Here is a 23,395-nt window from a genome sequence, read left to right on the forward strand (position 1 = left end):
AAATACTGTTATACGTCTGTTGTGAATTATTTGGCCCACGCATATCTGTCTTTTGAAGAACCTAAAGTACTGGTAGGTAACTTTATAGGTGATTTTGTCCGAGGAGCAATAGAAAAATCCTATGAAAAAGAAATTGTCATAGGTGTAAAGCTTCACTGGGAAATAGACCATTTTACCGACAATCATCCGGTGGTAAAAGAGGCTCAGGAAATATTGAGACCTGAATACGGTAGGTACTCCACAGTAATCACAGACATGTATTTTGATTACTTTTTGGCAAAATACTGGAAAAACTACCATTCCCAACCGCTGCAGGATTATGTACAAAACGTCTATGAGACAATTGAAAGTTTCAGAGAGGTATTACCGGTAAAGTTTCTGAAGACTTTTGCTTACATGAAATATTACAATTGGCTGGGGGGGTATGGAGAACTTGATGGTATCCGAAGAGCCATGACCGGCATGGCCAAAAAAACAAGGTTTCAGTCCAAACTGGAAACTGCCCATATCTTTCTAGATGAGCACCATGAATACCTTCGTATTCACTTTGGGGATTTTTTCGAAGATTTGGTACAGCATTCCAAGGCCAAGTTAAGTGAATTGAAAAACCAATGATTGTCTGTAAACCAAAAACAAGTACTTACCTGGCACTTGGTCTGATTGTAATTATTTTGATCAGTGGGCTGATCTACACCTTGCACCATTTTGCCAATGTGCGGTCTTTTAGTCTAATCTTTTATCTTTTTTCCACAGTCCTCCTTACATTGGTGATTTTGTTACTTTTGGTCAAAATGATGGCTTCCTATAAATTTATAGCTGCCGGAAAATCCCAGATTATCACAAGATTACCACTCCGGGGAAAAATCATATCATATGGTCTTGATCAGGTTTTGGTTTGGGAGGAAGAAAAAGTAACCACCAACAAGCGGGAATTCAAACAGACCACTATTGTTTTTGATGATAAAAATTCCTTTACCCTCAGCAATCACGAACATGTCAATTATGAGGCTTTCGTAGTTTACCTCCAAAAAAAATTGCTTCAGAAAAGGGTCGATAAAATAAAAAAGAATCAATAAGCCTGGGCTTGGATTTTTATGACTTTTGTGGTCCAATAAATTTGCATTTAAGTAAAAAGATGATTCCAACTTAACTCCTTTAAAACCTTAACGCCATAGAAGTGGTGATAGCTGTATTCCCCTTACTGAAGCGTGCAGCTGGCAATTCAAAAAAGGCCTCATCAGGTGTATAGAACTGCCTGACTTCCAACCTCAACATTGAAGATGGTGTAACTATATAGTCCAGATTTAAAGATCCTCCGGAAACTTTCACTCCCTGATCAACAATAACTCCTCTCGGGTCTGAATAGTATTCCATCCTTCCCGCTAAAATGAATTTTTCAAACAAATCTCTTTTGACTGAAGCTGTCACACCGTACCAATGATTAACAAATGAGAAATAGGTATCTTCTATGCCATAGTCAGCACCGAAAGTAGCCCCCCATTTATTTTTCTCATACTGCAAATAGAAATTGTTGAAAAAACGTGCCCTGTAAACTGGCTGCGGAGATTCATTTCCAAAATAATTGGCATAATTGATTTCCATTCCTTCTATCGGCCTGTAATTGACCCCTGAGCCAAAGCCAATCGATTGGTTTCTAGGGTTTCTTTGTACATTCTGCCAGCCATTTGTGGCCCAAAAAATAATATCCAGTTTTTCATTCCATTCAAAAGTCAATCGTCCTCCGGTCAGAAAATAGGGGGAGTTTTCCGCCATCAGACTCCTGCTCAAGTGCCAGCAATCCATACCGTACCAACTTTCAAACCCTATATGAGAGGGCATGATCCCAACATCCAACCAGAGCCTATCCACTATTTTCACTCCCACAGATGCCTCGTTTACAAACTGTGCCCAGGTTGGCTCGCCAGCCATATTGTACTGGGAATAAGTGCCCGCCATCAATGCAAAATTGGCTCTGACGTTTTCTTCTTGATAGCTTGCTTTTAGAGATGCAAAATTGACACTGAACTCATTATGTCTATTAAAATTATATAGGAAATGAGGCCTTAGATGATCCGACGGTTGATTGAAATCATAGCTGTAATAAGTCTCTACGTATCCCGAAAAATCAAACTTGGATTTTGGCTTATCTTCTTGTGCAAAGACATTTTGTGTTACAAATTGTGTTACAAAAAACAGAACAAGCAAACAGAAACTTTTCATATTCCTAAAAGTAAAAAATAAGCCCGGAAAAATTCTCCGGGCCCATTTTATCTTTGCGTTCTGAAATTTTGATCATACAGATCTATGCTTTCCTGAATGATTTTATAGGCCTCTTCTTTTCCAAGGAAATCTTCTACTTTTACCTCCTTGTTTTCCAACTTTTTGTAATCTTCAAAAAACCTATGAACCTCTTTCATCAAATGCGGTGGCAATTCGTCGATGTCGTTGATGTAATTGACAGATTGGTCCTCTGCAGCTACAGCTATGATTTTATCATCAGCTTCCCCTCCATCGACCATCCTCATCACTCCGATTACTTTGGCATTCACCAAGGTCATGGAAGGAATATCAATCTGTGAAATGATCAGAATGTCCAGGGGATCTTTATCATCGCAAAAAGTCTGTGGAATAAAACCATAATTTGCAGGATAATGAACAGCAGAAAACAGCACCCTGTCCAAGAGAAGCATGCCTGTCTTTTTGTCTAGTTCATATTTGCCTTTACTCCCTTTTGGAATTTCTATCACGCCCATTACAAATTCAGGTGCGTTTTTTCCTATTTGCACATCGTGCCATGGATTAATCATAATTAAAAACTTTTAAGTTTACTCAAACGGTTTGCAAATTACAGCCTATTTGGATTATCACAAAGCATTACTTTCCTTTTTGAAGCATTCTGACGTTTTTAAGAGCATTTTCATCAAGCTCAATACGCTGTCAATATCAGGCTGATTGGCCTTGGGAAACCGGCAAAACAATCGTGAATTGACTGCCCTCGCCCTCTTTACTTTGCAATGCCAATTTACCTTTATGGTTTTCAATAATTGTATAAACAATCGACAAACCTAGTCCGGTACCTTTCCCAACAGGCTTCGTAGTAAAAAAAGGCTCAAAAATCCTGTTTTGAATAGACTCTGGAATCCCCGGCCCATTATCTTTTATGGTGATTTTGACAGTATCTCCTTCCTGCTGTGTACTGATTACAATTTTCGGTGCTCTCCCTTCCTCAGGATGATCAAAAATCGCATGCACAGCATTGGAAAGTATATTCATAAATACCTGATTGATTTTTCCAGCCAAGCATTCCACCATTGGAATATCTCCGTAATTCTTTTCAATCTCAATTCTATCATTGATAGTATTATTGAGCAAAACAAGGGTACTGTCGAGACCATCATGAAGATCCACTCTTTTCACATCCTGTTCGTCAACTCTTGAAAAAATCTTCAAACCTTTTACGATTTCAACAGTCCTTTTAGCCCCGTCTTCCATCCCTTTCAACAGTTGGTCAATCTCTGTAAGGAGATAGTCAAATTCCAGGTCATCTTCAAGCGACTCCAGCTCCCTTTTCACAGCTTCTGAAAATTCCAGTTTTCCCTTTTCCCGATATGCCTCCATCAGCTCCAGCACATCTTTGATATCTCTCTTCAGCGGTGAAATATTGGATGAAACAAAATTAATGGGATTGTTGATTTCATGCGCGATACCAGCTGTCAACTGACCCAAGGAGGCCATTTTCTCTTGATTGACAAGTTGGGTTTGAGTTTGCTGCAAATCATGCAAAGTTTCCTCAAGTTCTTCCGTTCTTCTTCTGACTTTCTCCTCCAACATCTCATTTTGTCTCAAAATGAGTATTTCAGCTTCTTTCATCAGACGAAGCTTTTCACTTTGCTCCCTGTCTTTTTCCTGCTTGAGCACATTGATTCTGTATGCCAGCGCCAGCGAGAGCAATATTGCTTCCATTGCTGTTCCCAAGAGCATAGGTAGACTAGGAAAGGTCCCAAGATAGATCAAGCCTGTGTTGTGCATGATAAAAGAAAACAGACCAACCAGGAAAAATGCCCATGCCAAGAGGAAGTATTCTGCAGGTTTGTAATTTTTATTAGCAACTATAAATGCTACTGTGATAAAAAACACAACGACCATCAATCCCGCAAGATCGGTAATGCTATAGCTGATCTCAACCAAACCCAGAACTCTAGCCATAGACCCAAAACCATAGAGTATTGCAATTCCAGTCAAAACCTTGTTGAGCTTTGGCACATGATTTTTTGTCTTTAAAAAATTTTGAATAAACAAAACTCCAAAAATCCCGGACAAGGATGAAAAAATAATAATACTGACCTGGTACAATGTTTTGCTTTCCTGAAAAAAGAAGAGGTAGCTGTAGCCCAAAAGTGAGATCTGTGCCATGCCAATGAAGAGGATATATAAGAAATAATAAAGATATCCTCGGTCCTGAACTATAAAGAAGAGAAAGAAATTATACAGAACCAAAGCCAACATAATCCCACAATAAATGGCTACCAGCGCAAGAGTTTGGGTTGATTTCTTCAGAAATGTATTCTCCCTATATGTAGAAAGTGAAAAACGGAAAGGGTCTGAAGATAGAATTTTGAACTCTAGAAAATTGCTTGAGTCCCTATATCTGGGCAAAGGAAAAACGGGATTGGGATAGAAAAAATCCACTCCATTGTCCAATGCCAATAGGTTTTCAATTTCATTCCCTTGATCATCTACATAACTGAGATAGGTAATATCAAAAGTAGGATTGGAAATTTCTATCAAATCAGTGTTGGAAAATCCGGGATGGGAAAGTGGGATTTTTAAAATCACGGTATCTGCCAAAAAGCCAAGGTCGTTATATCCTCCACTTTTGATCTCTAGATTTACGTAGTCACCTTTTTCCGAATCAAAAAAATAAGCTTCAAACTGGTCTATGGATTTTGAGCTGCCCTGATTGCTCAGTCCAGTCAAAAAAACCACGCTTCCGCCAAGTACAAACACAAGCGGAAGGAGCCATACAAGTCTGTTTATTTTTTTGAAGTCTCCCATTCTTGCTTGAACTCGTTTAAATTCAGGTCGTAGTGAATTTCCAGCGGCCCTTTTTCACTAATTTCTGTGGCAAGATGTGAAGGGTTATTCCTTAAATAAAAAATCCTTTCTTTTTGATCCTTGTTGGCATTTGGCAAAGCAAACACGTCCTTGATTTGCATAATTGTAGCAATCAGGCCCTCCTTGGGATATAGAAATGTTCCCTCATTTCCTAGCTCTTTGATAACCTCAAAGCCAACCGACTCTGAATTTTTGATGGTGTATGGGGAACAAAATGCCAATAGTCCTTTGAGGTTTAAAAAAGAGGCTATGGCTACACCGATTCTTATCAGGTAAATACTACCTATTCCATAACCCGAAACAAGCTTTGAATTCCATAAACCACAATATTCTGCAACTTGATGTCCTTCAAATTGCTGCATAAACGATTCTATGTTTGGATCCTTTTCATAAATCGCCCCTTCTAAGGGCAAAGGGTATTCGTTGGATTTCAATTGAATTCTTCCACCTCCCAATACAAGGTTTGAATCCTCAAGAGATTCTACAAGAAGTAGGAATACATTGGGGTTTTTCACCCATGAGGTATCCGCTGAAGTTACTTTGGTAACACCGTAAGATTCCAGCACTTTAAAATGCCCATCTATATACTTTTGAGTCTCCTCCGGAGAATTGATAGCCCTTACAACTTTGATCTTTACTTTCATACTTTTTTTACTATCTCATCCAGATCAACATAAAACCTGCCAGACTTTACAGGCTGTCCCAATAAAATTTCCCTGGCCAGGTGGGTACAGAATCCTCCACCCATGATTACCGAAGAAGCCAATTGTGGCCAATTCGTGATACTTTTGCCAATCTCACCAATGCTCGATTTGGCTCTTTTAGACAATCTTTCAAAATCCAAAATACAACCAAGTATTTGTTTTTCCTTCTTTTCAAAATTTGCAAGCAGCTTGTTTTCCTCCCCCAGCTCTCTCAACAGCCCATTGAAGATGGGCAATGAGGGCTCTTCGTCGTACCTTTCTATATCCAACATCCCTCTATCAGAAGTATCCATAAGAACAGGTATCCCCAGGCTTTTGGCCATCAATCTGCTCTTTATCTTCATTTTGATATTGTCGCACTCCTCTATGAGCAGGTCAAGACTCCCCTCACCACAAAAAAATTCTTCCATATTCTCATCATTGACACCTTCTCCGAATACCTGCACTTTGAGGTATGGATCAATCTCTGCAATCTCTCTTTTGACGAGCGTTGTTTTCTTTAAGCCCAAGTTGCTCAGAGGAGTACGGATCCGATTCATATTTCCCAACTCCAAGTGATCAAAATCAGCTATTCTCAATTCTCCAAACACCCGCTCCATGGCCAGACCCAAAGCTACACTTTGGCCTACAGAAAGTCCTATCACCCCTATCGCTTTCCCCTGGAGTATTTTTTGTTCCTCTGCAGTGATTTTGTATTTATTCCGAATAGTCCTAACCTCTATAAATTCCTGCTCTGGAAGGATCTTTACCAGATGTTTGTTCCAGGGATAATAAACCCAATGGCCATATTGTCCATTGTGTTTTTTCAAAAACTTGCGTACCTCATCCTGAATGGCATCCTTGGAAAAGGTCACCATTGGGCTTCGGAGTTTGATCAATTCAGCAATTTGAATTTCCAATTGATCGAAGACATGTACATTTGGGTCTGATTTGATCTGCTCAAGCAGTTCTTGGTCAGTAAGCAAGTCCGGATTTAGAACATGCTGTACCGAATGATCGATATAATCAAGATTATCAAGGCATTTCATGAAGGATATAAGGGGTGAATGACAAGTGTAAAGTTATGTTATTCATCATACTTTCTTAAGAAAAAGAAAAAAATATTACTCCAAAGGATAATATTTTCGATATTTGATTCATTGGGTTTTAAAAATTAGTAATTTGATTAATTGAAATATACAATTATAAAACATTTAGAATCAAAGACCTTTGTCAATCTTAATTTCTACCTATCTCTATGTCAGAACCAAATACTGAAAAAATAAAAATCTTATATGTAGATGATGAAGAAAACAATCTTCAGGCTTTTAAGGCCACATTTAGAAGAGATTATAAGATCTATTTGGCCATATCTGCAGTAGAAGCCAGAAAAATCCTGGATGAAACTCCTGTAGATATTGTTATTACTGACCAGAGAATGCCAAATGAAACCGGGGTAGATTTTTTAGCTTCTATTATAGAAAAGCATCCTGACCCTATTAGAATATTGCTGACTGGCTATACGGATATTCAAGCTGTAATTGACGCGATTAACAAAGGTCAGGTCTATCATTACCTGACCAAACCTTGGGATGAAGACTATTTGAGGTCAGTTATAAAAAACGCCTTTGAAGTTTATGACTTGAGAAAAGCTAACAAAAAGCTGACTGAAGACTTGATCAAGGCCAACGAACAATTGGAGTTTTTGCTTAGGCAAAACCTACTTTCTTAATACCTTGCAGCTAATAAAAGCTGCAATTCTTTATGGTTCATAGAAAATTTTCTTGCCAAGTGGGCATTGGTCAGACTTCCTCTGTACGTGTATACGCCTTTCATAAACCATTTATAGTTAAAAATCATCTCCTCAGCACCTCTTAAATCTGCCATTTGAAGCAAGATAGGTGTAAAAATATTACTCAAAGCAACTGAGGCTGTTCTCGCTACTCTTGAAGCAATATTGGGGACGCAGTAGTGAATCACACCATGCTTCAAGAAAACGGGCTGTTCATGGGTAGTCATTTCTGCTGTCTCTATACAACCTCCCTGATCTATACTCACATCAATAAGTATACTTCCTTCCATCATAGCTGCCACCATCTCTTCGCTTACCACAATTTTATTCCTCCCCTTTTCTGTCCTCAATGCACCTATGACCACATCTGCTTCCTTGATTGCCTGTGCAAGAGTGAAATTATCAATAGTAGAAGTAAAAACCTGTTGACCAAGAAGCTGCTTGATTCTTCGGAGTTTATATATATGGTTGTCAAAAATCTTTATACTTGCTCCCAATCCCAAAGCAGTACGGGCTGCGTACTCTGCCACAGTACCGGCGCCAATAATCACAACTTCCGTAGGCGGAACGCCTGTTACCCCCCCAAGGATCAAACCTTTGCCATCATTTACGCTGCTGAGATATTCTGCTGCTATAAGCATTACTGTGCTCCCAGCGATTTCACTCATAGCTCTGACCACAGGCATCCCGCCGACCTTATCTTCTAGATTTTCGAAGGAAACTGCCGTGATTCTTTTTTTATTCAGGGCATGGATAAAATCTGCCTTTTGCTTTCCAAGCTGCAAAGCAGAAATCAGACAGGCTCCTGTTCTCATATATTCGATTTCCTCTTCTGTTGGCGGTTCTACTTTAAGTACAACTTCCGCATCGAAGGCCTCCTTGGAAGAATACACTACTTTTGCTCCTGCATCAGAATATTCCTTATCTGAAAATTTAGATAATTCTCCCGCTTTGCTCTCCACGTATACAGTTTGGCCGTTGTTGACCAGAAGTCTTACAGCATCCGGAGTCAGGACGACCCGCTTTTCTTGGGCGGCCTTTTCCATAGGCAAGCCAATTACTAGCGAATTTTTCGATTGTTTAATTGCTGCGGGAGCTTCTTTGGGCGCCAATCCAACACCTTCTGTCAATTCAACCATGTCGTTCGTTTTTTACAATCTTATCCAAACTGATTATCCTACTTCCATCATCTTCAACCTCCACCTCTATCAGCATAAAATCCTCTGGAATATATTCGGGAATTCTTTCTGCCCATTCGATCCAGCAATAGTTCCCACTGTAAAAATACTCTTCTATTCCGATTTCCAATACTTCTTCAGGATCATCTATTCTATAAAAATCAAAATGATAGAAAGTTTTTTGCTCAGGATTCCTGTATTCATTGACTATGGCAAAGGTGGGACTTGAGACCATGTCCTCAATCCCAAAACCCTTGGCTATCGCTTTGATCAGGGTAGTCTTTCCGGCACCCATTTCACCCTTAAACACCCATATATTGGATTCAGAACAGTGATCAATAATGAATTTCGCTGCCAGATCTATATTCTCAATAGATCCTAAATGATATTTTTTCAAATCAATTTGTGCTCTTGGGGACCATGTGTACAATAGGAATAATCACCTCTTCCAGAGATACTCCTCCATGTTGGAAAGTATCTTTGTAGAAGTTTACATAATAATTGTAATTATTCGGATACGCAAAGAAATAATCTTCCACCGCAAAAACATAACTTGTTGAAACATTAAATTTTGGAAGCTTGGCATCCTCGGGGCGGCTAACCTCAAATACCTTCCCACTTTCAAAGTTGAGGTTTTTACCTTGCTTGTAGCGAAGATTGGTTGTGATATTTCTATCACCAATGATTTTATAAGGTTTGTTGACTCTTTTGGTTCCGTGATCTGTGGTGATGATCACTTCAGCTTTGGCATCATTTATTTTTTTTATGAATTCAAAAAGAGAAGAATGCTCAAACCAACTTTTTGTCAAGGATCGGTAAGCGGATTCATTTGGCGCCAGCTCCCGGATCATTTTCATATCCGTACGGGCATGTGAGATCATATCTACAAAATTATACACCAATACATTGAGATCATTATTCAACATATTATTAAATTGATCTAGGACAGCCTTACCCTGAAATGCCTGCAAAATCTTATGGTAACTGAATTTGATATTCATTCTATTTTTATGCAGGTTTTCACCCAAAAACTCTTCCTCATTGTTGTTTTTACCTTCATCTGTATCTTCTCCCTCCCACAATTCGGGATGAAAGCGGGCCATATCTGAAGGCATCATACCACTGAAGAGTGCATTTCTTGCATAGGCAGTAGTAGTAGGGAGAATGCTGAAATACGTACCTTCTTCCTTGGTATTGAAATATTCGGATATCAAGGGCTTCAAAACCTCCCACTGATCAAGTCTGAGGTTATCAATAACTAGCAAAAACAATGGTTTACCCGGCTTCACATGTGGAAACACTTTCTCTTTCAATACCTTGTGGGATAAAATCGGCGCATCTGCTTTGCTGTCATTTAACCAATCCAAGTAGTTGTTTTTGATGAATTTCGCAAAGGAAGAGTTGGCCTCCACTTTTTGGGTATCCAAGACTTCCTGCATACTTTTATTTTCTGTCTTGTCTATCTCCAGTTCCCAGTAAGTAAGCTTTTTGTAAATATCCGTCCACTCCTGAAATGTAGAAGCTTCATTGGAAGCCATGCTGATATTCATGAAGTCCTGCCTGTAGGAGAGGTTGGTCTTTTCAGTAATGAGCTGCTTATTTTGAAGGATCTTTTTAACAGAAAGTAAAATCTGATTTGGATTGATGGGTTTGATAAGATAATCAGCGATCTTGCCACCAATGGCATCATCCATGATATGCTCCTCCTCACTTTTGGTAATCATCACAACCGGTATTTGAGGTTTCATCATTTTGATCTGCTGCAAAGTCTCCAGCCCTGTCATCCCTGGCATCATTTCGTCCAAAAATATCACATCAAAATTATCCTCTTCAACTTTTTCAATGGCGTCCACTCCTGAATTAACCGTCATGATTTCATAGCCTTTTTGTTGAAGGAAAAGTATATGGGGCTTTAGCAGATCAATTTCATCATCTGCCCAAAGTATTTTGAATTTTTGCATAAAATCAGGTTTAATTCTTTTAAAATTATAATTACTTTTGGAACCAATCAAATGTCAGGGACATTGAAAAGCCATAAGATTCTGAATGATCCTGTTTATGGATTCATTACCATTCCCAGCGAACTCATTTTTTCTATCATTGACCATCCTTACTTCCAAAGGTTACGGCGTATCAAGCAGCTTGGTTTAACAGACTTTGTTTATCCCGGTGCTTTGCATACCCGTTTTCATCACGCCATAGGTGCTATGCATTTGATGACCAATACATTGGACAATCTACGAAATAAAGGTAATGAAATCACAGATGAAGAATATGAAGCAGCCCTAATAGCAATCCTATTGCATGATATCGGACATGGCCCTTTTTCCCATGCCTTGGAGTTCAGTCTTTTGCAAAATATTCCACATGAGTCTTTATCCTTGCTGATCATTGAAGAACTCAACAGGCAATTTGACGGTAAACTTGATCTTGCCCTGAAGATTTTCAGGAATCAATATGAAAGAAAATTTTTCCACCAACTTGTATCCAGCCAACTGGATATTGACAGGCTGGATTACCTGCAAAGGGACTGTTTTTTTACAGGAGTATCAGAAGGTACCATAGGAGCCGACCGGATTATCAAAATGATGGATATCAAAAATGATCAGCTGGTGGTGGAAGAAAAGGGGCTTTACAGCATAGAAAATTTCCTGAGCGCTAGAAGACTGATGTATTGGCAGGTTTACCTGCATAAGACAACTGTCTCCGCGGAGAAAATGCTGATCAACCTGATCATGCGTGGCAAGGAAATCCAACAGGGCAGAGGCAAACTTAAAGGTTCGGAGGAGCTTTTGTATTTTCTTGAAAATGACTTCAGATTTTACGATTTCCAAAATTCCCGGCAATTGCTCGACCAGTTTCTATCATTGGATGATTTCGATATCTGGGGAGCTATCAAGCTTTGGAAAAACGAATCCGATTATATCCTTCGGAATATTTCTGAAATGTTTTTGACAAGGAAATTGTTCAAAATTAATCTCAGAGGAGAAGAATTTACCGATGATGAAATCTCGGAGTTGAAAAACAAAACTTTAAAAAAACTGAATATACCTGAAAGAGACCTTCATTATTTCTTCAATCATGGGTCTATCAGTAACAATGCCTACCTCACCAAAGAGCGGATTTATATACTCACCAAAAAAGGGAAAATCATAGATGTCGCACAGGCAGCAGATCTTCCTAACATCAAAGCCATGAGTAAGGTGGTCAAAAAGCATTATGTATGTCAGGCAAAAAGTATAACCTAATTCAATAAAGGAAATGGAATTTACTTTAGGACAAATCGCAGCACTACTGCAAGGCAAAGTCGAAGGTGATGAAAACCTGGGCGTTTCCCGGATAGATAAAATTCAGGAAGGCAAAGCAGGGGGCATTAGTTTTTTGGCAAATGAAAAATATGAGCAATATATCTACGACACTCAAGCTACTGCTGTCATTGTCTCTAATGACTTTGAACCTAAACAGGAAATAACCTGTGCATTGATCAGAGTGAAGAATGCATATACAGGATTTACTACTTTGTTGGAAAAATATGCCGAATTGAACAAGTTGGCCAAGATAGGTGTGGAAGAGCCATCATTTTGTGATCAGTCCAGTGCCATCGGAGATAATTGCTACAGGGGAGCTTTTTCTTATATCGGTAAGCAATGCATCATTGGTAACAACGTAAAGATCCACCCAAATGCGATTATTGAAGACCAAGTTCATATTGGAGAAAACGCCATAATCCATTGTGGTGCCAAAATAAAATCACGAACAATCATCGGCAAAAACTGTGAAATCCACCCCGGAGCAGTGATAGGGTCAGATGGATTTGGTTTTGCACCCCAAGAGGATGGAACTTATAAAACCATCCCTCAGTTGGGCAATGTGATTTTAGAAGACAATGTAAGTGTAGGTTCCAACACTACCATTGACTGCGCAACTATGGGCTCTACCATTATCCGAAAAGGAGCTAAAATAGACAATCAGGTCCAGATAGCACATAATGTTATTGTGGGTGAGAATACTGTCATTGCTTCCCAAACCGGGATTTCAGGGTCAACAGAAATCGGAAAAAACTGTGTGATAGCAGGCCAAGTAGGAATAGTGGGCCATATCAAGATTGCAGATAATACAACCATTGCAGCAAAAACAGGTATCAGCAAAAACATCAAAAAAAGAGGGCAGACTATTTTTGGGTACATGGGAATGGACCTCAAAGATTTCCTCAAATCCTACTCAATCTTTAAAAATCTTCCGCAGCTGAATGATAGATTGAGGGAACTGGAAAAAAAAGAATAACTTTACGGGCTCATTACCAAAGAAAAGATTGAATTATCTATGAGGGTTAAGCAACACACCATCAAAAATAAAGTAACTGTTTCAGGAGTAGGACTTCATACCGGAGTAATATCGAATATGACATTTTTACCGGCTCCACCAAATCACGGTTTTAAATTCCAAAGGATAGACTTAGAGGGAATGCCAATCATTGACGCTGACGTGGACAATGTAGTGGATGTATCCAGAGGGACTACCTTGGAACAGAGCGGTGCCAGAGTATTCACTGTAGAGCATGTACTAGCGGCATTGGTAGGTCTGGAATTGGACAATGTGCTCATGCAGTTGGATGGGCCTGAGCCACCCATTTTGGATGGTAGCTCCATTCAGTTTATTGAGGCATTGGAAAGTGTTGGTGCTGAAGAGCAGAATGCATTGAGGAGATTTTTTGAAGTCCCTGAAAGCATCACCTACAGAGATCCTTCCAGAGAAGTGGAATTGGCGGCTTTACCCTTGGATGATTACAGGGTCACTGTGATGGTAGATTATAATTCACCAGTTTTGGGAAGCCAGCATGCCTCGATCACCAACATAGATCAATTCAAGTCAGAGATTGCTTCTTGCAGGACTTTTTGTTTCTTGCATGAGCTTGAAATGCTCTATAAACAAAACCTGATCAAGGGCGGTGATCTCAACAATGCCATTGTAGTGGTAGATAGGGTTGTAGAAGATTCCGAATTGGCAAACCTTGCCAAGATGTTCAATAAGGACAAAGTAGAGGTAAGAAAAGAAGGCATCCTGAATAATATTGAACTTAGATACAAAAATGAACCTGCTAGGCATAAGCTGCTGGATGTAGTAGGAGATCTGGCTTTGGTAGGAAGACCTCTGAAAGCTCAGATCTTGGCTGCCAGACCTGGTCATGCTGCCAATGTTGCATTTGCAAAAAAACTAAAAAGAGCTTGGGAAAAAATAGGACCTACCCACATTCCGCACTATGACCCTAAGCTGCCGCCGGTAATGGATATCAATCAGATCAGTAATATTTTACCGCATAGATACCCATTTCAATTGTTGGATAAAATCATTTATTTGGACGAGACAGTTGTAGCAGGAGTAAAGAATGTCACCATCAATGAGCCGTTTTTCATGGGCCATTTTCCTAACAATCCTGTCATGCCCGGAGTACTACAGGTAGAAGCTATGGCACAGACTGGAGGAATTCTAGTGCTGAGCACAGTGGATGACCCTGAAAATTATTGGACTTACTTCCTGGGTATTGAAAGCTGTAAATTCAGAAAAATGGTGATTCCGGGTGACACTTTAATTTTCAAGTGCGAATTGTTAGCACCTATTAGAAGAGGTATTGCAAAAATGAAAGGGGAAGCTTTTGTAGGGAATACCTTGGTTTGTGAGGCTGTAATGACAGCCAGTATTGTAAGAAAAGAATCATGATCAGCAATTTATCCCATATTGACCCAAGTTCCACTATAGCTGAAGGCGTTCAAATAGATCCTTTCACCATGGTCCACGCAAATGTGGAAATTGGAGAAGGTTCATGGATTGGGTCAAATGTTACTATTTTTCCAGGTGCCAAAATCGGTAAAAACTGTAAAATCTTTCCGGGCGCAGTCATTGCAGCCATACCCCAAGACCTGAAATTCCAAGGAGAAGATTCTACAGTTGAAATTGGAGACAATACAACTATCAGGGAATGTGTGACTATAAGCCGGGGAACTTTGGATAAAAGAACGACAAGGATAGGCAGTAATTGTCTGCTAATGGCCTATGTCCATATCGCACATGACTGTTTTATTGGTGACAATGTCATCATGGCTAATGCCGTACAAGTCGCAGGACATGTAAATATTGATGATTGGGCAATCATTGGAGGAAGTAGTGCCATACATCAATTTGTGAAAGTAGGAATGCATGCCATGATTTCAGGTGGTTCCTTGGTCAGAAAAGACGTCCCCCCATTTACAAAGGCTGCCCGTGAACCGTTGAGCTATGCAGGCGTCAATAGTCTCGGATTACGAAGAAGGGGATTTTCCAGTGAGACCATAAGCCATATTCAAGAAGTTTACAGGTACCTTTTCTTAAACAGCATGAATAATTCCCGAGCATTGGAAGAAATCGAAATCAATCTGCCTGCTACCAAAGAAAGAGATGAAATTGTGAATTTTATCCGCTCTTCTGAAAGAGGGGTAATGAAAGGGTATATTTCCTAAAATGTTGGATATTGAACTGATCACTGCAGGAAAGAGGTTCCAATACGATTGGATTTTTAAAAATCTCACATTAAAAATTCCTGCAAATTCCAAATGTGCAGTGATTGGAAGTAATGGTTCAGGTAAATCAACCCTGCTAAAATCAATCTCAGGTATCCAACCACTTACAGAGGGGAAAATCCAATATTCTCTGTCTGGAAAAGAAATTCAGGATACCGATATTTACAAATACCTGGTCATCAGTGCTCCTTATTTGGAATTACCGGAAGAATTTAGTTTGACCGAATTACTGGATTTTCATTTCAAATTTAAAAAACCAATCCCCAACATGGGCCTTTCGGATATGATAGACACCATGTACCTATCCGAACACAAATTCAAACCTGTCAGTCAGTTCAGTTCAGGAATGAAACAAAGACTTAAAATCGGTCTTTGTCTCTTTTCGGATTGCCCATTGATGCTTTTGGATGAACCTACCTCTAACCTTGACCAAAAAGGGGTCAATTGGTATTTGAAAATGATAGAGACTTATGCGGTTGAAAAGACTGTACTTGTCTGTAGCAATGAACCTAAGGAATACACCTTCTGTGATCAAAAAATCACTATGGAGGATTATAAGCTTAGATCAAAGCTTTGAATATTAGACCGAATGTTTAATTTTACAATTATCTAAAACTTTCACAATATGCGAAAATTCTTTTTTGGACTCCTTCTGGTTCTCTTCTCTAGTTTAGTTTTTTCTTCCTGTAACAGAAACGGAGATGATGATCCAGATCCACAAAAAACCCCTGAAGAACTTGCTACAGAGGATCTTACCGGTGGATCTTCACAGGTATGGACTTTGGAAGGTGGCGGCTCTGTGGTTCGGGACAACAGATCCGAAACAGCCAATTACTCAGGTTTTGAAATCACATTTTCTGCCTCTCAAAGTAGCAGAACTTATGCAACTGTCAATAACAACGACCTTTTTGACAGCAATGGAAACTGGTCTTTTGTAGGAGATAATCTGGATAAAATCACGCTTACAGGAAGCAGACCTGCTTCCAACCAGGAGATTTCTTTTACCCGAACCGGTAATGACCTCCGTTTACAGTTTACGATTCCTATGCCAAGCAATGCAAGAGTACAAGCAGTCGCAGGAAGCTACACATTCAACTTAAAAAGAAAAGATTAAGTCTTTCGGATGAAAAATTTTTATCCTTAGAAATCAATCCGGAATACATGGATTGCAAAAAAAGTCCCCCTCTAGCAAAATGCTGCTGGGGGACTTTTTAGATCTATCCATGATTGGTTCAAATCAAGCTCTTAAAGTCACCAAAGTAACCCCGGAACCTCCCCTATCAGCATGCTCATCTTCGGTTTTGGCAACTGCTTTCATACCTCTTAGCAGGTTACGGGTAATGTCCCTGAGTATTCCATCTCCTTTGCCATGGACTATCCGAAGGTCCTTTAACCCAAGCATGTATCCATCATCCACAAAATTCTGCACCAAAGGAAGGATTTCCTCACCCCTTTTTCCTCTGATGTCCAGATTTGGGGAGAAATCCATCATTTTTGAGGTAGTGTCAAAACCCGTTCTTTTAGCAACAGACTTTTTCTCCTTTTTCATTTCTGTATTGGAGATTTTCTCCAGTCGGTTAAGCTTTACCTTGGATTTCAATTCTCCAATACTGATTTCCGCCTCTTTTTTCTGTAAAGCCAATACCTCAGCAACGGTTCCATTGTCCTTGAGTCTAACAAAATCTCCTACTTGAATCTCACCTCCAATGACTTTTACTTCTGGAGCCGGCTGTACCTTTTTTTCAGGTTTGACTTTGGCTTTGACTGTCTCTATTTCCTCCCTGATTTTTCTGGCTACTTCTTTATCCGCTTTACTTTCCTTAATTGCCTTGATAGAAGCCTCAATCTTTCTATTGACATCATCTAAAAGCACTTTGGCTTCTGCCTTGGCATCTTGGATGTATTTCTTTTTATTATTCTCAAGCGTTTCCTTTAGCGAATTATATTCCTTAAGCCTGATATCCAAAAGACGTTCTTTTCTTTGAGCCTCAGAAATCACCTGCTCATATTTGGTTTTTTCATTTTCAAGCTTGGTCAACATTCTATCATACTTGACCCTCTCCTCTCCTATATGTTCTTTAGCATAATGGATGATATCTTTAGAAATCCCGATTTTGGAAGCAATCTCCAAAGCAAATGAACTTCCCGGCTTTCCAATCTCAAGCTGGTATAGTGGTTCTAGCTTATCCACATCATAGCGCATGGCCCCATTGACTAAGCCTTGATTCTTGGAAGCTACCTGCTTGAGGTTACCATAGTGTGTAGTGATGACCCCGTATGCACCAGTCTTGTTCAAAGAAAGTAGAATTCCTTCTGCTATAGCCCCTCCGAATAAAGGCTCAGTCCCCGTTCCAAATTCATCAATAAATAAAATTGTTTTTTTATCCGCAAACTGAGTAAAGTACTTCATACTCATCAAATGAGAACTGTATGTACTCAGATCATTCTCAATATTCTGCTCATCCCCGATATCTATAAAGAAATTATCAAACAGACTGCAAACCGAAGACTCTCCCAAAGGGACCAACATACCACATTGAAGCATATATTGGACAAGAGCTACAGTTTTTAATGTTACAGATTTACCCCCTGCATTTGGTCCTGAGATCACCAATAGTCTACGGTTATGGTCCAAAGAGATATTTAAAGGAACTACCTTTTTGCCTTGTTGCTTAAGTGCTGACTCCAACAAAGGATGTCTCGCATCCTTCCAATTGAGCTGCCTAGCCTTTTCCAGTAATGGTCTTACAGATGCTGTTTTGATGGCAAACTTTGCCTTGGCCCGGATAAAATCCACCATTCCTAAAAAGTAAAATGCTTTTCTAAGCTCAGGAATATAAGGTCTCAGGGTATCTGTAAGCTTGGTGAGTATTCTTTGGATTTCTCTCCTCTCCATATAGGCCAGATCCATCAAGTCATTATTGATATCCAAGACTTCTGCTGGTTCTAAAAACACAGTCTGACCTGTAGCCGACTCATCATGGATAAAGCCTTTGATTTTTCTCTTATTTTCTGCCAAGACAGGTATCACCATTCTACCCCCCCGGATGGTAATGGAGGCATCATCAGGGGTCAAACCCTTGCCTTTAGCTTCCCGAAAGATCCTTTCCAGAACTTTCCTTAACCTGTTTTCCTCATATAAGATTTGGGAACGGATCAGAGAAAGTTCTTTCGAAGCATTGTTTCTTATTTTGCCCTTTTCATCAATGATTTTCTCTATCTCTCTCAATAGGTCATTGTTGAGATTGACCAGCCCCAATAGCTGGAAAAGATGGGGGTATTCTTCCTCATGATCAAGAAAAAATTCTATACACCTACTCAGCGTGGACAAGGCCAGTTTGACTTCATGAAACTCTTCTTCGTAAAGAAAAGTCCCCTCAATTTTAGCTTTTTCCAGAAAGGGGTGAATATTGGTGAAATTAGAAGCCGGAAAAGACTCGCCTGAAAGTATGATCCTCCTGAATTCTTCCGTCTGATCCAATAACTTATTGATCAGCTTCAAGTCCTTGGAAAATGACATCTTGTTGACAAAATCTGCTCCAAGTATACTGCTACACTCTTCTTTGAGCAATTCTCTGATTTTGGAAAAATTAATTTTATCCTCCAGGTTGTTGGGGTATAACATCATTCGCTTTTATTTCCTGCTTTTTCTATCACATGCAAAGAGTCAATTGTCCTTGCATAAAGTCTATCCATAAACCTGGCATCACGCATGTAATACTCCAGACTCTTTACGAAAACCGAATCCGGTATCTGATGTTTTTTGAAAACCTCTTTTTCGAACATTGGATACAAGGCCCGAGATGAATCGTAATGAATGGGAAAGGTACTGACCAGTCCCTCAGCCAGATGAATATCTATCATGACTTCCACCATTTTATCTTCATCAAGTATTCCTGGGGGCACTTTTTCATTTCCACAGGCATACATAGAAAAAACTGTCAGTATTAAGGGAATTATTTTTTTCACATTTCAAAATTAATAATATTCACAGGAAAAACGCGAAGCATGCACTTTTTGATGCATCAAGCTGTATATCAACGGAACAGAATCACGTTACAAGGCTAAAATTTGTCCAATTGACATATATTAACTACCAGCCATCGTTTATGGATTTTATAATTCAAAAGACTGCCTTAAATTAGGCATCCGAAATTCATCTGAATGAACCAACTCCTCAAAAAACTACGCAAGTACGAAATCATGATCCGAAAGGTGGCCAACAATCACCTTCAAGGTGATTATCAGTCCATTTTCAAAGGAGCTGGGTTGGAGTTTGACGACCTGAGACCCTATCAGTATGGAGATGACGTAAGGACAATTGAATGGAAAGTCTCTGCAAAAGGTCACGGAACTTTCGTCAAGACATTCCGTGAAGAAAAAGATCAGTCAGTTTATTTTCTTCTTGATATTTCAGGTTCACAGGATATCGGGGATATAGACAGAAAAAAGATCGATGTAGGCAAAGAAATAGCCGGAGTCCTGACTTTGGCTGCAATTTTCGAAGGAAGCCAGGTCGGCTTAATTTCCTATTCAGATCAAAAAGAAAAAATCATACTCCCCGGTAAAGGTCCTAAGCAAGGTGTAAAAATTATAAAAGGCATATTCAATCATCAAAATAAATCCCTGAAAACCAACTTGAGGGAAATGTTCAATTTCTCTTTGAACCTGATCAAAAAAAGAAGCATTATCATCATTATCTCGGATTTCATAGATGAAGGCTATGAAAGGCCATTCAAAGCACTGGCAGAAAAACATGACCTCGTAGCCATACAGGTCACCGACCCCAAAGAATCCGTATTGCCTTCCTTGGGAATAATCCCTATATATGACAAAGAGGAAGGCCGCACCACCTGGGTAAACACTGCTTTCGGTTCTTTTTCCAAGAAAATCTCCGATACCTTCACCTCAGAAAGAACGCATTTGCGGGATATCTGCAAAAAGAACCAGATCAATTATCTAGGTGTAAATACCAAACAAGATATTGTACTTCCTCTGATAGAATTATTTAAAAAACGAAACCGAACCATGAAACGTGGCTAAACTTGTTATTTCATATTGCTTTGCTGCTTTTCTGATCCTCTTCAGCTTTCAGACAGTCGCCCAGGAAATCCAAGTTGAGGGTTATTTTCTCAAGGATTCTGCAAAAATAGGTGAACGTGTTCCTTACATTCTGAAGGCAAAATATGGAAAGGGCTTCAATGTAGTCTTCCCTGACTCTACTTATGATTACAGCCCATTTGAATTCCTGGAAAAAAAGACCTTTATCAGCTACACAGATGAGGGGGTCACTTTGGATTCTGCTGTCTATTATATATCCAACTTTTCTCTGGATCCCATTACGGAATTTAGCCTTCCTGTATTTCAGGTGTTCAAATATGATAGCTTAGAACACAGACCCTTGGAGGCCTCGCTGGCTTTACAATTGATCATTGATGAAATTCCACAAGAACCTATTTTCCAGGAAAACAATGTCTACCAACCGTTGGAAACTGACTTTAACTATCCACTATGGAGCGCTGTATTTATTGGAATCCTGATTCTTTCTGGACTTTTGATGTTCTTTTTTGGGAAATCTATTCAAAGACAGTGGCAGATTTATCTGGAAAAAAGAAAATACAGCAGATTCACCAGGCGCTGGGAGAAAGCTGAACAGGCTTTTGCTGCCAATCCTGACATGGAGCATGCAGACGAGCTTTTGGGGCTCTGGAAGACTTATATGGAGCATTTGAAAAACAAACCTTTCAGAGACTGGACCACCACAGAGATTTCAGAATTCCTCAAAAACAAGGAAATCATCAAAGATTTCAGGGAAATAGAAATGATCATCTATGCAGGTAAGGAAGGAAAAGACCTGCCACAGGCCTGCAAAAACCTTAGAAATATCTGTACAGATACTTACAACCAAAAAATAACCACTCAGGATGGGCGCGAATAGTTTAGCTGATTTTTTATCTCTGTATTGGTTCTTACCAGATACTTTTCGGTCTTTCGATTGGGAAAATCTCTGGGCACTGCATCTGCTATGGATTGTACCTTTGTTGTTGACTTTAAGGAAATTTATCAAATTCCTAAAAAATCCGGTATTGGAGCTTTCTTTGCCCGGATCTGTGGCCAAAAGTAATCCATGGACTTACTTGAGGCTGATTCCCGGGATTTTCTTCATGCTTTCCTTGTTGTTGATGGTCATTGCGCTTGCAAGGCCTCAGCGGACCAATGAAAGGGTAGAACAATTCACCGAAGGGATTGACATCATGTTGGTTATGGATATTTCTGAATCCATGGACCTGCAGGACTTCAAACCAAATAGATTGGAAGCTGCCAAAGAAACCGCCATAGACTTTATCAATGGCAGGTTTGGAGATAGGATTGGAATGGTTATTTTTTCAGGAGAGGCATATTCACTGGCTCCCCTGACTACTGATTATGTACTTTTAACCGATTTGGTAAAAGAAATCTCCTTCAATATGATGGATGCCAAAGGCACTGCTATAGGCAGTGCATTGGCTGCGGGTTCAAATAGAATGAAAGAGTCAGACTCCAATTCTAAAGTCATGATTTTGCTCAGCGATGGGGAAAACAATGCCGGTAATATTGATCCTATTTATGCGGCTCAGTTAGCCGCTGCCCTGGATATTAAAATATATACCATTGCAGTAGGAAAAGATGGCCCTGTGCCATATGGTACAGACTTTTTTGGAAGACCTCAGATGATTGAAAGTTACCTGGATGAAACTACACTGAGAGAAATTGCAGAAATCGGAGGCGGTAGATTCTTCAGGGCATCTGATGGAAATGCACTTGAGCAGATCTTCGATCAGATAGATGAAATGGAAAAAGCCGAAATCCTGGAAAACAGGTACAAAGAAACTGTTGATTATTACAGAGCTTACATGTTTTGGGGCATGGTCTTTTTCTTTTTCTGGCTTGGCTTAAAAAGTACCTTCCTCAACAATTTCTTAATTGATTGAGCTTAGGGCATCTGTCTTCCACTTATCCAGCTTTCTATCCATCACCATAAACCACAAAGGAGGAAACAGTGCCAGAATAATCATAGCCGAATACCCTTGAGGAAGCTGAGGGCTTTCCTCACGATGTTCCAAAACTTGATAGGGTTTGTAAGCAAATGCATGGTGATCGGAATGCCTTTGAAGCTGGAATAGCAAAAAATTACTGACTGTATGACTGGCGTTCCAACTGTGCAGAGGCGTAACCTTTTCATACCTTCCATTCGGAAGCCTCTTCCTCTCCATGCCGTAATGCTCAATATAATTCACCAATTCCAATAAACTAAAGCCAAAAAAACTCTGGACAATAAAGAAAATAGGAATCTCCCAAATTATTTTTGAATGTACGAGTGAAAACCCAATGGTGAATACCCCTACAAATAGCAAAGGAAGTATTGCAAACAAAATCATCTGATTATCCAAAGACCAAGCAGGCTTTTGCTTCCTATTAAGTCTTGCCTTTTCCAGGCCAATTGCTGAAAGGTATCCATCCTTCACGGATCTCCACCAAAAAGCATAAAAGGTCTCCCCTTTCCTACTTGTGGCAGGATCATCAGGAGTGGCTACCCGCACATGATGACCTCTATTATGCTCAATAATAAAGTGCATGTAACACACCGTCATCAAAAGTACTTTGGCGTAAAACTGTTCCAGCTTCCCTGTTTTATGGCCCAATTCATGCGCCACTGTAATACCCACACCTCCGGTTACCAAAGCCATGCCTGTACTCAGCCAGATCCATTCCGAAAAACTTAATGAATAATTCACTACAACATAAAATCCCCAGACCAAAACACCAACCTGAACATAAACCCATGCAAAAGTGACAAGCTTGTAAAATCTTTCCTTGGTTTTTTGAGCTATCGCATTTGATGGAACATTTTCCTGATCTTTTTGAATGAAATAATCCATGAGGGGAACCAGAATAAACACAAAAATATGGATCAAAGAAAGGCCTGCACCACCTAAATAAAAACCCATGATCAATAAAACAGGTAAAATAAATGCCGAATAAAAACCCAATTTTTTCACGCCCTTCATGCATTGAAGTTAGGCAATAAGTTTT

23 protein-coding genes are annotated in these 23,395 nt (G+C 39.6%); 12 read left to right on the plus strand and 11 right to left on the minus strand.

Translation table 11 applies throughout. From position 1 onward, the window contains the following. The first annotated feature begins 21 nt into the window (after window positions 1-21). Together A33Q_RS14520 and A33Q_RS14525 are read left to right on the plus strand one after the other, a co-directional pair. Complete coding sequence (locus A33Q_RS14520; protein WP_009033589.1) at window positions 22-615, plus strand: acyl carrier protein phosphodiesterase; 594 nt, start codon at window positions 22-24, stop codon at window positions 613-615. Next, entirely contained in the window at window positions 612-1,076 is a 465-nt protein-coding gene (locus A33Q_RS14525) for a hypothetical protein (protein ID WP_009033590.1), read from the plus strand. Before A33Q_RS14520 ends, A33Q_RS14525 begins: the two co-directional genes overlap by 4 nt. 79 nt (window positions 1,077-1,155) lie before the next feature. Here the strand turns inward: A33Q_RS14525 and A33Q_RS14530 are convergent, their stop codons facing one another. The 5 genes from A33Q_RS14530 to A33Q_RS14550 all read right to left on the minus strand — a co-directional run bounded on the left by A33Q_RS14530 (window position 1,156) and on the right by A33Q_RS14550 (window position 6,847). Continuing rightward, entirely contained in the window at window positions 1,156-2,220 is a 1,065-nt protein-coding gene (locus tag A33Q_RS14530) for a porin (protein ID WP_051394856.1), read from the minus strand. Window positions 2,221-2,267: 47 nt separating this feature from the next. After that, window positions 2,268-2,807 (minus strand): inorganic diphosphatase, encoded by a 540-nt coding sequence (locus A33Q_RS14535; RefSeq protein ID WP_009033592.1) that lies wholly within the window; start codon window positions 2,805-2,807, stop codon window positions 2,268-2,270. Window positions 2,808-2,943: 136 nt separating this feature from the next. Then, a complete protein-coding gene (locus tag A33Q_RS14540; RefSeq protein ID WP_009033593.1) occupies window positions 2,944-5,055 on the minus strand; it encodes a 7TM diverse intracellular signaling domain-containing protein in 2,112 nt (703 codons plus the stop codon). Then, window positions 5,034-5,759, minus strand: coding sequence for a hypothetical protein (locus A33Q_RS14545; RefSeq protein WP_009033594.1), 726 nt, complete (start codon window positions 5,757-5,759; stop codon window positions 5,034-5,036). The genes A33Q_RS14540 and A33Q_RS14545 overlap by 22 nt, the downstream gene beginning before the upstream one ends. Next, complete coding sequence (locus A33Q_RS14550) at window positions 5,756-6,847, minus strand: ThiF family adenylyltransferase (RefSeq protein WP_009033595.1); 1,092 nt, start codon at window positions 6,845-6,847, stop codon at window positions 5,756-5,758. The genes A33Q_RS14545 and A33Q_RS14550 overlap by 4 nt, the downstream gene beginning before the upstream one ends. Window positions 6,848-7,056: 209 nt before the next feature. Between A33Q_RS14550 and A33Q_RS14555 the strand changes: the two genes are divergently transcribed. Beyond that, window positions 7,057-7,530, plus strand: a complete 474-nt coding sequence (locus tag A33Q_RS14555) for a response regulator (RefSeq protein ID WP_009033596.1) — start codon at window positions 7,057-7,059, stop codon at window positions 7,528-7,530. Here the strand turns inward: A33Q_RS14555 and A33Q_RS14560 are convergent. From A33Q_RS14560 to porX, 3 genes are read right to left on the minus strand one after another with little or no spacing between them, the layout of a single operon-like run. Then, entirely contained in the window at window positions 7,527-8,729 is a 1,203-nt protein-coding gene (locus A33Q_RS14560; protein WP_009033597.1) for an alanine dehydrogenase, read from the minus strand. The genes A33Q_RS14555 and A33Q_RS14560 overlap by 4 nt on opposite strands. After that, window positions 8,722-9,165 carry a tRNA (adenosine(37)-N6)-threonylcarbamoyltransferase complex ATPase subunit type 1 TsaE gene (gene tsaE / locus A33Q_RS14565; protein ID WP_009033598.1) on the minus strand — a complete coding sequence of 148 codons (444 nt, stop codon included), beginning with the start codon at window positions 9,163-9,165 and terminating at the stop codon, window positions 8,722-8,724. The genes A33Q_RS14560 and tsaE overlap by 8 nt, the downstream gene beginning before the upstream one ends. Window position 9,166: 1 nt before the next feature. Beyond that, the gene (porX, locus tag A33Q_RS14570; RefSeq protein ID WP_009033599.1) at window positions 9,167-10,729 is read right to left on the minus strand and encodes a T9SS response regulator signal transducer PorX; all 1,563 of its coding nucleotides are present in this window, start codon (window positions 10,727-10,729) and stop codon (window positions 9,167-9,169) included. 51 nt (window positions 10,730-10,780) lie between these two features. Here porX and A33Q_RS14575 point away from each other — a divergent pair, with 51 nt between their 5' ends. The 6 genes from A33Q_RS14575 to A33Q_RS14600 are packed head-to-tail and all read left to right on the plus strand — an operon-like array spanning window position 10,781 to window position 16,436. Next, a complete protein-coding gene (locus A33Q_RS14575) occupies window positions 10,781-12,016 on the plus strand; it encodes an HD domain-containing protein (protein ID WP_016255312.1) in 1,236 nt (411 codons plus the stop codon). 13 nt (window positions 12,017-12,029) lie between these two features. Continuing rightward, a complete protein-coding gene (gene lpxD, locus A33Q_RS14580; RefSeq protein ID WP_009033601.1) occupies window positions 12,030-13,052 on the plus strand; it encodes a UDP-3-O-(3-hydroxymyristoyl)glucosamine N-acyltransferase in 1,023 nt (340 codons plus the stop codon). 39 nt (window positions 13,053-13,091) lie between these two features. Further along, window positions 13,092-14,486, plus strand: a complete 1,395-nt coding sequence (locus A33Q_RS14585; RefSeq protein WP_009033602.1) for a bifunctional UDP-3-O-[3-hydroxymyristoyl] N-acetylglucosamine deacetylase/3-hydroxyacyl-ACP dehydratase — start codon at window positions 13,092-13,094, stop codon at window positions 14,484-14,486. Beyond that, window positions 14,483-15,262, plus strand: coding sequence for an acyl-ACP--UDP-N-acetylglucosamine O-acyltransferase (gene lpxA, locus A33Q_RS14590; RefSeq protein ID WP_009033603.1), 780 nt, complete (start codon window positions 14,483-14,485; stop codon window positions 15,260-15,262). The genes A33Q_RS14585 and lpxA overlap by 4 nt, the downstream gene beginning before the upstream one ends. A 1-nt stretch (window position 15,263) precedes the next feature. Continuing rightward, window positions 15,264-15,899, plus strand: coding sequence for an ABC transporter ATP-binding protein (locus tag A33Q_RS14595; protein ID WP_009033604.1), 636 nt, complete (start codon window positions 15,264-15,266; stop codon window positions 15,897-15,899). Between the two features lie 48 nt (window positions 15,900-15,947). Then, window positions 15,948-16,436 (plus strand): hypothetical protein, encoded by a 489-nt coding sequence (locus tag A33Q_RS14600; RefSeq protein WP_009033605.1) that lies wholly within the window; start codon window positions 15,948-15,950, stop codon window positions 16,434-16,436. A gap of 123 nt (window positions 16,437-16,559) precedes the next feature. On the opposite strand, the gene A33Q_RS14605 is transcribed toward A33Q_RS14600, so the two are convergent. Then, window positions 16,560-18,947, minus strand: a complete 2,388-nt coding sequence (locus A33Q_RS14605; protein ID WP_009033606.1) for an endonuclease MutS2 — start codon at window positions 18,945-18,947, stop codon at window positions 16,560-16,562. Continuing rightward, entirely contained in the window at window positions 18,947-19,291 is a 345-nt protein-coding gene (locus A33Q_RS14610) for a DUF4296 domain-containing protein (protein WP_040490477.1), read from the minus strand. Before A33Q_RS14610 ends, A33Q_RS14605 begins: the two co-directional genes overlap by 1 nt. 195 nt (window positions 19,292-19,486) lie before the next feature. Here A33Q_RS14610 and A33Q_RS14615 point away from each other — a divergent pair, with 195 nt between their 5' ends. From A33Q_RS14615 to A33Q_RS14625, 3 genes are read left to right on the plus strand one after another with little or no spacing between them, the layout of a single operon-like run. Continuing rightward, the gene (locus A33Q_RS14615; RefSeq protein WP_016255315.1) at window positions 19,487-20,365 is read left to right on the plus strand and encodes a DUF58 domain-containing protein; all 879 of its coding nucleotides are present in this window, start codon (window positions 19,487-19,489) and stop codon (window positions 20,363-20,365) included. Then, entirely contained in the window at window positions 20,358-21,260 is a 903-nt protein-coding gene (locus A33Q_RS14620) for a hypothetical protein (RefSeq protein ID WP_009033609.1), read from the plus strand. Before A33Q_RS14615 ends, A33Q_RS14620 begins: the two co-directional genes overlap by 8 nt. Continuing rightward, complete coding sequence (locus A33Q_RS14625) at window positions 21,247-22,293, plus strand: vWA domain-containing protein (RefSeq protein ID WP_009033610.1); 1,047 nt, start codon at window positions 21,247-21,249, stop codon at window positions 22,291-22,293. Before A33Q_RS14620 ends, A33Q_RS14625 begins: the two co-directional genes overlap by 14 nt. On the opposite strand, the gene A33Q_RS14630 is transcribed toward A33Q_RS14625, so the two are convergent. Then, entirely contained in the window at window positions 22,282-23,370 is a 1,089-nt protein-coding gene (locus A33Q_RS14630) for an alkane 1-monooxygenase (RefSeq protein ID WP_009033611.1), read from the minus strand. The genes A33Q_RS14625 and A33Q_RS14630 overlap by 12 nt on opposite strands. Window positions 23,371-23,395: the final 25 nt, after the last annotated feature.

It is taken from the genome of Indibacter alkaliphilus LW1 (genome assembly GCF_000295935.2).
Taxonomy (GTDB): Bacteria; Bacteroidota; Bacteroidia; order Cytophagales; family Cyclobacteriaceae; genus Indibacter; species Indibacter alkaliphilus.

Bases quoted from the DNA above. Each gene is read 5' to 3' on its own strand.
- A33Q_RS14525 (WP_009033590.1), top strand. From the start codon at position 612: ATGATTGTCTGTAAACCAAAAACAAGTACTTACCTGGCACTTGGTCTG.
- A33Q_RS14530 (WP_051394856.1), bottom strand. From the start codon at position 2,220: ATGAAAAGTTTCTGTTTGCTTGTTCTGTTTTTTGTAACACAATTTGTA.
- A33Q_RS14535 (WP_009033592.1), bottom strand. From the start codon at position 2,807: ATGATTAATCCATGGCACGATGTGCAAATAGGAAAAAACGCACCTGAA.
- A33Q_RS14540 (WP_009033593.1), bottom strand. From the start codon at position 5,055: ATGGGAGACTTCAAAAAAATAAACAGACTTGTATGGCTCCTTCCGCTT.
- A33Q_RS14545 (WP_009033594.1), bottom strand. From the start codon at position 5,759: ATGAAAGTAAAGATCAAAGTTGTAAGGGCTATCAATTCTCCGGAGGAG.
- A33Q_RS14550 (WP_009033595.1), bottom strand. From the start codon at position 6,847: ATGAAATGCCTTGATAATCTTGATTATATCGATCATTCGGTACAGCAT.
- A33Q_RS14555 (WP_009033596.1), top strand. From the start codon at position 7,057: ATGTCAGAACCAAATACTGAAAAAATAAAAATCTTATATGTAGATGAT.
- A33Q_RS14560 (WP_009033597.1), bottom strand. From the start codon at position 8,729: ATGGTTGAATTGACAGAAGGTGTTGGATTGGCGCCCAAAGAAGCTCCC.
- porX (WP_009033599.1), bottom strand. From the start codon at position 10,729: ATGCAAAAATTCAAAATACTTTGGGCAGATGATGAAATTGATCTGCTA.
- A33Q_RS14575 (WP_016255312.1), top strand. From the start codon at position 10,781: ATGTCAGGGACATTGAAAAGCCATAAGATTCTGAATGATCCTGTTTAT.
- lpxD (WP_009033601.1), top strand. From the start codon at position 12,030: ATGGAATTTACTTTAGGACAAATCGCAGCACTACTGCAAGGCAAAGTC.
- A33Q_RS14585 (WP_009033602.1), top strand. From the start codon at position 13,092: ATGAGGGTTAAGCAACACACCATCAAAAATAAAGTAACTGTTTCAGGA.
- lpxA (WP_009033603.1), top strand. From the start codon at position 14,483: ATGATCAGCAATTTATCCCATATTGACCCAAGTTCCACTATAGCTGAA.
- A33Q_RS14595 (WP_009033604.1), top strand. From the start codon at position 15,264: ATGTTGGATATTGAACTGATCACTGCAGGAAAGAGGTTCCAATACGAT.
- A33Q_RS14600 (WP_009033605.1), top strand. From the start codon at position 15,948: ATGCGAAAATTCTTTTTTGGACTCCTTCTGGTTCTCTTCTCTAGTTTA.
- A33Q_RS14605 (WP_009033606.1), bottom strand. From the start codon at position 18,947: ATGTTATACCCCAACAACCTGGAGGATAAAATTAATTTTTCCAAAATC.
- A33Q_RS14615 (WP_016255315.1), top strand. From the start codon at position 19,487: ATGAACCAACTCCTCAAAAAACTACGCAAGTACGAAATCATGATCCGA.
- A33Q_RS14625 (WP_009033610.1), top strand. From the start codon at position 21,247: ATGGGCGCGAATAGTTTAGCTGATTTTTTATCTCTGTATTGGTTCTTA.
- A33Q_RS14630 (WP_009033611.1), bottom strand. From the start codon at position 23,370: ATGAAGGGCGTGAAAAAATTGGGTTTTTATTCGGCATTTATTTTACCT.